Origin of the sequence: Streptomyces actuosus (genome assembly GCF_016921115.1) — a bacterium.
GTDB classification, from domain to species: Bacteria; Actinomycetota; Actinomycetes; order Streptomycetales; family Streptomycetaceae; genus Streptomyces; species Streptomyces actuosus_A.
In genome coordinates this window covers 1-9,203 of sequence record NZ_JAFFZS010000073.1, presented here as the reverse complement: position 1 = coordinate 9,203, position 9,203 = coordinate 1, and the positions used below count along the sequence as shown (strand labels likewise).

Genomic DNA, 9,203 nt, shown 5'->3' with positions numbered 1-9,203 from the left:
GATGTGGTACCCGCTCCGCGGGTACCACATCGCTGCGCGATGTGCAAGCGAACAACCGTGCTGCGCACGGTTGTTGCGCTCCCGCTCCGCGGGAGCGCCGGCGGGCTGCTGCGCGGCCCGCGCAACTCGACTGCTGCGCAGTCAGTTGCCACTCCGTCCGCTGCACTCCCGGAGTGGACCGGATTTGGTTCCGTGACCTGGCTTCCGCTGACGCTCCAGCCAGGTGGGCGGGTCCGCTGCGCTTCCCCGCTTGACGGTCCTTCAGGCTGCGCCTTGCGGACCGTCAAGGCCCGCCGGCGCGGGCCGGGCTGGCTGCAAAGGTGGGGGTGCTCGTTGGGGTCAGGTTTTGCACGAAGGCAGACTCGATGTGATGCAGCATGTAGAGTTGGGAAAAATGGGGCCTTCACTATGGTGGGTTTCAGTAAGGGGGTATCGGGAGGTCTGGGCGGCAGACCTCGCAAGCTCCGAGCTGTGCTTGGGCGTCGCTGCGTGGAACGGACTGTACGTCATGAGTGTCGTAGCCCTTCCACTGCGCGTATCGCTGACCGTCTTTGAGGCCCTCACAGTTCGGTGTCCGGTGGTAAACGCTCCCGCCTTTGGTGACATACACCCTTCGGGGAAGGTTGGATCGCAATGTTCGGCAGTGGTCGCACTGGGAGGCGGGGAGGAACATGACTTCGCAGAAGTCTTCAGTCATGGCCACTATTATCGTGCCCCTGACTTGGTACGGCAATTCCTTTCCAGACCGGCGATCGTCGCGAAATGGCCTTGCGGTGACGGGTTCTGAGCAGGTGGAACATTGATAGGGGATGACCCGTTTGACGGCCCGAGTTATGAGAGAGCAGGGGAATCAGCAGCAACTCCTGAATGTGTTACTCGTCCATCTCTTTGTTATCCGATAAAGAAAATTTGGGAGTGTCGGTGATCCAGCTCAGAGAGCACCAGGTGGATGCGACCGCGCGTATCCGTAGGTGGGTGGGGTTCCCTGCAAGGTCCTCTGTGCCCGGGGAAGGGGCGCGCGCCACGGTGGTGTCCGCCACCGGGTCCGGTAAGACGATCACGGCCGCGTGGGCCGCGCTGGAGCGCTTCCGTGGCGGGCGGGTCCTCGTCATGGTCCCCACCCTCGACCTGCTCGTGCAGACCGCCCAGGCGTGGCGGAGGGTCGGCCACACGGGGCCGATGGTCGCCGTGTGCTCGCTGGAAAAGGACGACGTCCTGGAGCAGCTGGGGGTGCGGACCACCACGAACGCGATCCAGTTGGCGCTGTGGGCCGGGAAGGGGCCGGTGGTCGTGTTCGCCACGTACGCCTCCCTCGTGGACCGCGACGACCCGGAGGACCCGCTGGGCCAGGGACGCGTTCGCGGGCCGCTGGAGGCTGCTCTGGCGGGCGGAGAGCAGCTGTACGGACAGACCATGGCCCCGTTCGACCTTGCCGTGGTCGACGAAGCCCACTCCACCGCGGGTGATCTTGGTCGGCCGTGGGCGGCGATCCACGACAACACCCGCATCCCCGCGGCCTTCCGGCTCTACCTGACCGCCACCCCCCGCATCCTCGCCTCCCCCCGGCCGCAGCGCGGCCGGGACGGGCAGGAGCTGGAGATCGCCACCATGGCGTCCGACCCGGACGGCCCGTACGGCGAGTGGGTCTACGAGCTCGAACTGTCCGAGGCGATCGAACGCGGCATCCTCGCCGGGTTCGAGATCGATGTGCTGGAGATCCACGACCCATCCCCCGTCCAGGAACCATCGGAGGAGGCGCAGCGGGGCCGGCGGCTGGCGCTGCTGCAGACGGCGCTCCTGGAGCATGCCGCCGCGCGGAACCTGCGCACGGTCATGACCTTCCACCAGCGGGTGGAGGAGGCGATGGCGTTCGCGGAGAAGATGCCGCAGACGGCCGCCGAGCTGTACGCGGCCGAGGTCTCCGACCAGGCTCTGGCCGAGGCGGATGCTCTGCCGAAGTCGTCGATCGACGCGGAGTTCTACGAACTGGAGGCTGGCCGTCACGTACGCCCGGAGCGGGTGTGGTCGGCATGGCTGTGCGGCGACCATCTCGTCGCCGAACGACGCGAAGCCCTACGACAATTCGCCGACGGCGTCGACGCCGCGGGCCGACGCGTACACCGGGCCTTCCTCGCCTCCGTCCGGGTGCTGGGCGAAGGCGTCGACATCGTCGGCGAGCGGGGCGTGGAGGCGGTGTGTTTCGCCGACACCCGCGGCTCCCAGGTGGAGATCGTGCAGAACATCGGCCGGGCGCTGCGCCCGAACCCCGACGGCACGGCCAAGACCGCCAGGATCATCGTGCCCGTCTTCCTCAAACCCGGCGAGGACCCGACCGACATGGTCGCCTCCGCCTCGTTCGCACCCCTGGTAGCCGTCCTCCAGGGCCTGCGCTCACACTCGGAACGCCTCGTCGAACAGCTCGCCAGCCGGGCGCTGAGCAGCGGGCAGCGGCACGTGCACGTGAAGCGGGACGAGGACGGGCGGATCATCGGCACCACGGCCGACGGAGAAGGCGGGCCAGACGAGACCGAGGGCGCCGTGGAGTCCGCGCTGCTGCACTTCTCCACCCCGAGGGACGCGGCGACGATCGCGGCGTTCCTGCGCACCCGGGTGTACCGCCCGGAGTCACTGGTCTGGCTCGAGGGCTACCAGGCACTGCTGCACTGGCGCAAGGACAACCACATCACCGGCCTGCACGCCGTCCCCTACGACACCGAGACCGAGGCCGGCGCCACCAAGGCATTCCCCCTCGGGCGGTGGGTCCACCAGCAGCGACGCACATACCGCGCCGGTGAACTCGACGAGCACCGCAAGACCCTCCTCGACGAGGCCGGGATGGTGTGGGAACCCGGCGACGAAGCCTGGGAGCAGAAACTGGCGCTACTGCGGGCGTACCACCGCGCCCACGGCCATCTCGCCCCCAAGCGCGACGCCATCTGGGGCGACACCGTATGGGGGGACTCCGACAGCGCACCGGTCCCGGTCGGGGAACACATGGCCAACCTCCGCCGCAAGGACGGCCTCGGCAAAAACCCGCAACGTGCCGCAGCCCGAGCCGCACAGCTGACCGCGATCGACCCGGACTGGACCTGCCCGTGGCCACTGGACTGGCAACGCCACTACCGCATCCTCGCCGACCTCGCCGCCGACGAACCCCACGGCCGACTCCCCGACATCGCCCCCGGCGTCCTCTACGAAGGCGACGACCTCGGACGATGGCTCCAACGACAGAAGAAACCGGGCAACTGGAAGCTGCTGTCGAGCGAGCAGCAGGAGAGGCTGTCCACACTGGGCATCAAGCCCGCCGAGGCACCGTTCCCCGGTCCGGCAGCCGGTCGCGCGACGAAGGCCCCGAGCAAGGCGCAGCAGGCGTTCCAACGCGGCCTCGCGGCCCTCGCACAATGGGTCGAACGGGAAGGCCATCGGCCTGTTCCCCGCGGCCACAGCGAACAGATCGCGGTCGACAGCCAGACGGAGCCGGTAGTCGTGAAACTGGGTGTATGGGTCTCGAACACCCGGGCGAGGCGGGACAAGCTGACCCAGGAGCAGCGGGCAGCGCTCGCTGAGCTGGGCATGCGGTGGGTGTGACGGCGGCCGTCAGCGGAAAGTTCCTGCGGCCGACCAGATGCGCGAGCGGCACCGGGTGAGTGAGCGGCCTGCGGCTCTGCTGTTGGCCTTTGCGGAACGCGGCGAACGAGACCAGCGGCAGGCCGGGGCAGGCCACTGCACGAGAGGGGTGGCGGCCACGTTGGACCGGTATCTGCTCTTGGTTGGTGTCTACCCGTCTGCCGTTGGAGGGGAAGGAATCAGGGTCGGGCAGGATGAGCAGCCATGACGGGCGAAAAAGACAAGCTGATGGCGATGCTGCGCCGCACCGGGCTGCACATCGCGGGTGGCTGGAGGACCGAGGAGGTAGTGCCGCCCCGGGCCGCGTGGCGCCTGGTCGTCGCGGGAGAAGCCAGGCCGACCGTGAGTGTGAGGGCAGACCGAGCGGACCTGGTCGCCGAGCTCAATGCGCAGTGGCACCGGCTCGGGACCGAGAGCGGGATCTTCGGCGGGGATGGTGTCTTCCTGATCGACGTCGCGGGCAACTGGACAGGCTGCGCGCCCAGGCCTTGGACGCGGGTGCAGCTCACGGAGCAGTGGGACCTCGCCGGAGTTTTGGGCGAGCGGCCCGGGCAGCCGGAGTTCGTCACCCTCGCGATGGACGGGGACACCCTGCTGGGAGTGACCACTGAAGAAGACGAGGTATGGCTGATCGTCGTGGACCACCTGCGAGAGCGGCAAGAGGAAGCCGCTCGGGCGGCGGCCCAGGAGAGCCCACGGGAGCGGGCAGCCGCTTGGACATCGCTGTTTCAGGGGCCGGGGTCTTCTCAGAGGGTGCGTGAGATGTGGGCGCACGGGCTGGCACTCAACCCGGCCACCCCCGATGATCTGCGTGCCCGTCTCCTTGGTGTGTCGCACTTCCTGCTGTGGCGGCGTCTGCCTGCAGCGGTCGTCGAGGCGGCCATCGTCCACCCGGATGGGAAAGTGAGGCAGTTGCTGGCCGAGGCCCAGCCGGGCCTCACAGCGGAGCAGTGGACTCGTCTGATCCTGGGCGAGCGGGAATCCCGGCCCCGCTGGATCCTCACCCTGCTGGCGGCTGACCAGCGCGCCGAGCTCACCGGCGCCGCGTACGAGCAGCTCGCCACGGATCCTTCCGTCCGGGTCCGGGAAGAGACAGCTCGTCTTCGCGGACTGCCCGTACGGATACTGACCGCGCTGGCTGGCGACGACGATCCCTCTGTACGCGCCTCAGCCTGCCAAAGGGCCTGGCCTCATCTGGACGGCCCGGCCCGGCGCAAGCTTCTGAGCGATCCCTCCGGCAAAGTGCGCATCGAGGCGCTGTTGCGGTACCACCGAGAGCACCCGATGCCCCGTTCGGTGTTCGATACCGAAGGAGTCCGAGAGCGCGCGGTGGAGTCCTGCCGCCTCGAACACGGCCTCGCCGAACACCTGGCCCGCCACGGAGAGCCGGCCCAGCGCAGCTCTCTCGCGGGCAACCCGCACCTGGACCCGGACCTGGTCGGACTTCTTGCCCAGGACCCTGACGAGAACGTCCGCTTCGTGGTGGCCACACGCGCCGACATCACCGAGGAGCAGCGGGCGGGCATCCCCATCGACTTCGACCCGCGCGTGCACTACTACCCGCTCGACTGGGTCATGGCACTGCACGAGGATCCCGGCGCCATGCGCCGCCTGGCCGCCTCCTCCCACCCCCTGATACGCAGGAGCGTTGCCCGGGCCCGGCACCTGCCTGCGGACGTCGTCGAACGCCTCGCCCGCGACGACGACCGCGTCGTCCAGCTCTTCCTCGCGGAATCCTGCGACGACGCGCCCGCTGACATGCTCCTGCGGGTGTGGCAGTGGTGGACCGGCAGCCTCAGTACCCCCGACCGCCCTCACGGCCACCCCAACTTCCCCCGCCGCGACCTGCTGCGCTACGCCAACGACCCGAACGCCAGAATGCGCCAGCTGGCCTTGGACGACCCAAAGTCCACGCCAGAGCTGGTGGAGACGTTCAGCCGGGACAGCAGCGAGGAAGTACGGCACCGGGCCGCGTCCGACCCACGCCTTTCGCCCGCATCAGCGGTCCGGCTGCTCGACGACCCGCACGAACGTGTCCGCTACGCCGCCGCCCTGCATCCAAGGCTGCCCGCCCGGGTGATAATCCGGTTGCTGCGGGACGCCGACACCGCACAAACCGCGGCCCGACACCCCGCCCTGCCCGTCCCTGTCATGGAACAGATGCTCCAGCGGATCCAGCATCCGGCCCCGGTCACACCAGGACCGTAAGAAGCCGTCATGCCTCCGGGATCGAGAGGGTTGGGCTGGCGTGCGGCCTCGCAGGCGGGCCGGCTGTATCGGATGGCGATGGTTGCTGTCAGTCGTATGCCGATTCCGGTCAGTTGGGTGCCGAAGGGCTGGGATACCTGGGACCAGGACAGCAGGCCGTGCTGTCCCGTACTCGGCGAGAGGGGCCGCGTGTGCCGGGAAGCCGTGGCGAGCATCAGCAAGGCAGCCCGGAGGCCGTGTTTCCGCCGGTGGCGGGCCGGGCGGCGGCAATGCCCCGGCTGCTGGACCTCGACAGCCGCGGTGAGCTGAGCGCCGCGCATGTGCGCCTGGTGGCACAGGCGTTGGGGAAGTCGGAGCGGACAGTGTGGCGGTGGCTGGCCGCTGCCCGCAAGGATCACCGCCTCGCACGGGTGGAGGCGCCCCATTTCACGGTCACCACGGAAATCCGGCGGCTGCTGGCGCTGTGGGGCGGTAACGCCTCACGAGTCCACGCCGAGCTGGTACAGCGGGCAGCCGACGATCCGAACGCTCCCGCGGTGCCCTCGCTCTCCACGTTGCACCGGGCGATCCGCCGGGACCTGACCCGCGGCGAGCGGGCCGGGCTGAAGAGTGGGGAAGCCGCCCGCCGTGCTCACGACGTGTTCGGGCAGCGCCCACCGACGCACCGCAACGCGGCGTGGGAGGGCGACCACAAGCATGTGCCCGTCGAGGTCGATGTGGAGGGCGAGCTGGCCACACCGTGGGTGACCTGGTTCATCGACTGCGCCACCAAGGCGATCACCGGGGTGGCGGTCACCGCGCACGCTCCGAGCCGGGACGCGGTGCTGGCGTCCCTGCGGATCGCGATCACCCGCAGCGAGCCGTTCGGGCCGGTGGGCGGGCTGCCGGGTCAGATCCGGGTCGATCGCGGCAAGGAGTTCCTGTGCGCGACGGTCACCGCGGCGATGGGCGCGCTCGCCGTCCCCGTCACCGATCTGCCCGCCTACAGCCCGCACTTGAAGGGCTCGATCGAGGCGCTGAACGACGCGGTGGAGGAGATGTTCCTCGTCTCGCTCCCCCGCTACTCCGGCCGCCAGAAACTCACCGGTGGCCGGCTCGCCGACCCCGACGCCCCGCCCCTGACCTACGAGGCGTTCGTGGGACTGCTGCTGGACTGGGTGACCTGGTGGAACACCCTCCATCGTCCCGCCGCGCTGAACGGGCAAACCCCCCTCCAGGCGTGGCAGGCCGACGCGACACCGCTCACGGATGTGTCCGCCGGGCAGCTGGCGACGTTCGCCCTGGAGGACGACGGCCGCACGTACACGATCAGCACCAGCGGGGTGCGGTGGCGCCGCCGGGACTACCTCGCCCCGTGGATGAACGGCCGTACCGGCACCAAAGTCTCGGTACGGCACCTGCCCCACCACGACGACACCATCGAGGTCTTCGACGCGGCGACCGGACGCCATCTCGGGTCGGCATTCCTGGCCGCCGCGGCAAGCCGGGAGCAGATCCGCTCCGTCCAGGCCGCACGGACCGCGGCCGCCCGGCGACTCAAGGCCGATCTGAAAGCCGCGGAGAAGCTGCGTCGGCGGCGCTTCGAGGCCTCCACCACCGCGGCCCCGCCTCGTCCACTCGTCTCCCCGACCTCCGCGCAGGCCGAAGAGGAACTGGGAGCAGCGGCGCAGACGGACCGCCGTGCGCTGGCCCGTCCCGACTTGGTTCCGCACGGCCCCGCACCCGATACCTGGGCCCGCCCCAGGCCCCCGCGCACACCCACTCGTGATGAGGACCAAGCTGATGATCGCTGACCTGGACTACGGGCTGCTGCCCGACGAGAGCGAAGACCACTTCCTGGGCCTGGAGCAGGCCCAGTTGGTCGGCACCGACACGCTGCTGACCACCCGGGACAACATCGAGGCCGTCATCGAGGCCAAGGCCATGATGTGCGTCTACGGGCCGGCCGGATCCGGCAAGACAATGTCGGTGAACTCCGCGCTGCGTCATCTCGCCCCGGACATCACCCACCGCCTGGAGCTGCGGGCCGGACCGACCCCCAGAGACATCCGCCATGGTCTCTTCCAGGCGCTGGGGCTGCCCGGTGAGCCGCCGGCCCGCCCGATCGAGTTCGACACCCTCCTCAAGGAGGCGCTCGCCGAGGAGTTCCGGGTCCTGGTCTGTGATGAGGCGCAGTGGATGAAGAAGACCGGGTTCGAGTTCTGGCGCCACCTGTGGGACGACAAACGCACCAACATCGCCGTGATCTTCGCCGGGGGCGACGGCTGCTACAAGGTCCTGCGCCGCGAACCCATGCTGGCCTCCAGGATCTTCATCTGGCAGGAGTTCACCCGCATGTCCAAAGACGAGGTCCGCGCCACGATCCCCGCCTTCCACCCCGTCTGGACAGACGTGGACACCGCGTTGATCGACGCGATCGACAAGCAGGCCGCCCACGGCAGCTTCCGCAACTGGGCCAACATCACCAACCACGGCATGTAGTGCAGGTCGGCGTCCTCCCGGCCGTCACTGTCCTCGTCGACAAAGACGACCACCCCAGCTGGACGGCCGCCGCGCATGCAGCACACGACCCAGTCCTGGGACGTCTGACCGTCGACCCCAGCCCTGCCAACGGAGCACCCGCCGCCCTCGCCCACGACCTGCTCTACGCCCTGGGCAAGCGACTCCCCCAAGGCGGAGAGACGTACGGGACGTGGGCCGACTCCCAGCGCCCCGCCTTGGACGCGGTCGCCGCCTGGATCCTCACCCACCGCATCGGGCATCTCATCGTCTGCCGCACCGACCACCTCACCACCGCCCGCCAGCAACAACTACTCGCCCTGCGCGAACGCTGCGGCATCCGCCTCAGCCTCCTCTGGCACCGGCCGACCGGCCCCGCCCTGAGAACGCTCCTCGAACAGACCCCGTACCGCCTCGTCGACACCCTCCCCCAGGCCCGTGCGGTCCTGGACCGCACCACGGGCCACTCACCGGACGGCACGCGAAGCGCCGGACAGCAAGCGACCACCCAACCAGCCTCCAGCCCGGACGACGCGCAGTGGATCACCTCCCCGGCGTGGTCGGACGGCGTGGTGACAGACCGTCCGAAACGCGCCGGGTGCCCAGGCGCGCCCGATCTCACCTCCACGAAGGGCGGCGCACCGCCCGCCCGGAGGCAGAGCCGCACACCAGCAGACGTCCTCGCCGCCCGGCTGAACACCGTGGCGCACCCCCTGCACGCCACAGCCCTGACCCTCCACGCAGGAGTAATTGTCAATAGTTGTGGACCGGTTGAGCGATCAGATCAGTCAAGCCGGCGCCTTGCACGCTCAGCTCTCCGCCAGATCACCGCCATTCCGAGCGCCAGGACGCTCACGGCGACGACCACG

At 69.3% G+C, this 9,203-nt stretch carries 4 protein-coding genes and 1 pseudogene; all 5 read left to right on the top strand.

Features of this window, described 5'->3' with window-relative positions:
* Positions 1-867: 867 nt before the first annotated feature.
* Positions 868-3,588 (top strand): DEAD/DEAH box helicase, encoded by a 2,721-nt coding sequence (locus JS756_RS35305; protein WP_205387359.1) that lies wholly within the window; start codon positions 868-870, stop codon positions 3,586-3,588.
* A gap of 243 nt (positions 3,589-3,831) precedes the next feature.
* Positions 3,832-5,835 (top strand): PE-PGRS family protein, encoded by a 2,004-nt coding sequence (locus JS756_RS35300; protein WP_205387358.1) that lies wholly within the window; start codon positions 3,832-3,834, stop codon positions 5,833-5,835.
* 269 nt (positions 5,836-6,104) lie between these two features.
* Positions 6,105-7,628: a TnsB C-terminal domain-containing protein gene (locus JS756_RS35295; protein ID WP_205387357.1), complete on the top strand. Its 1,524-nt coding sequence runs from the start codon at positions 6,105-6,107 to the stop codon at positions 7,626-7,628.
* Complete coding sequence (locus tag JS756_RS35290; RefSeq protein WP_240204855.1) at positions 7,603-8,316, top strand: AAA family ATPase; 714 nt, start codon at positions 7,603-7,605, stop codon at positions 8,314-8,316. Before JS756_RS35295 ends, JS756_RS35290 begins: the two co-directional genes overlap by 26 nt.
* Positions 8,316-9,203 (top strand): annotated as a pseudogene (locus tag JS756_RS35285) (hypothetical protein); the annotation flags it as partial. The gene JS756_RS35290 and the pseudogene JS756_RS35285, both read left to right, overlap by 1 nt.

What these genes read in the sequence shown, in the direction of transcription:
- JS756_RS35300 (WP_205387358.1), top strand. Translation starts at nt 3,832, where the DNA reads ATGACGGGCGAAAAAGACAAGCTGATGGCGATGCTGCGCCGCACCGGG.
- JS756_RS35290 (WP_240204855.1), top strand. Translation starts at nt 7,603, where the DNA reads ATGAGGACCAAGCTGATGATCGCTGACCTGGACTACGGGCTGCTGCCC.
- JS756_RS35305 (WP_205387359.1), top strand. Translation starts at nt 868, where the DNA reads ATGTGTTACTCGTCCATCTCTTTGTTATCCGATAAAGAAAATTTGGGA.
- JS756_RS35295 (WP_205387357.1), top strand. Translation starts at nt 6,105, where the DNA reads ATGCCCCGGCTGCTGGACCTCGACAGCCGCGGTGAGCTGAGCGCCGCG.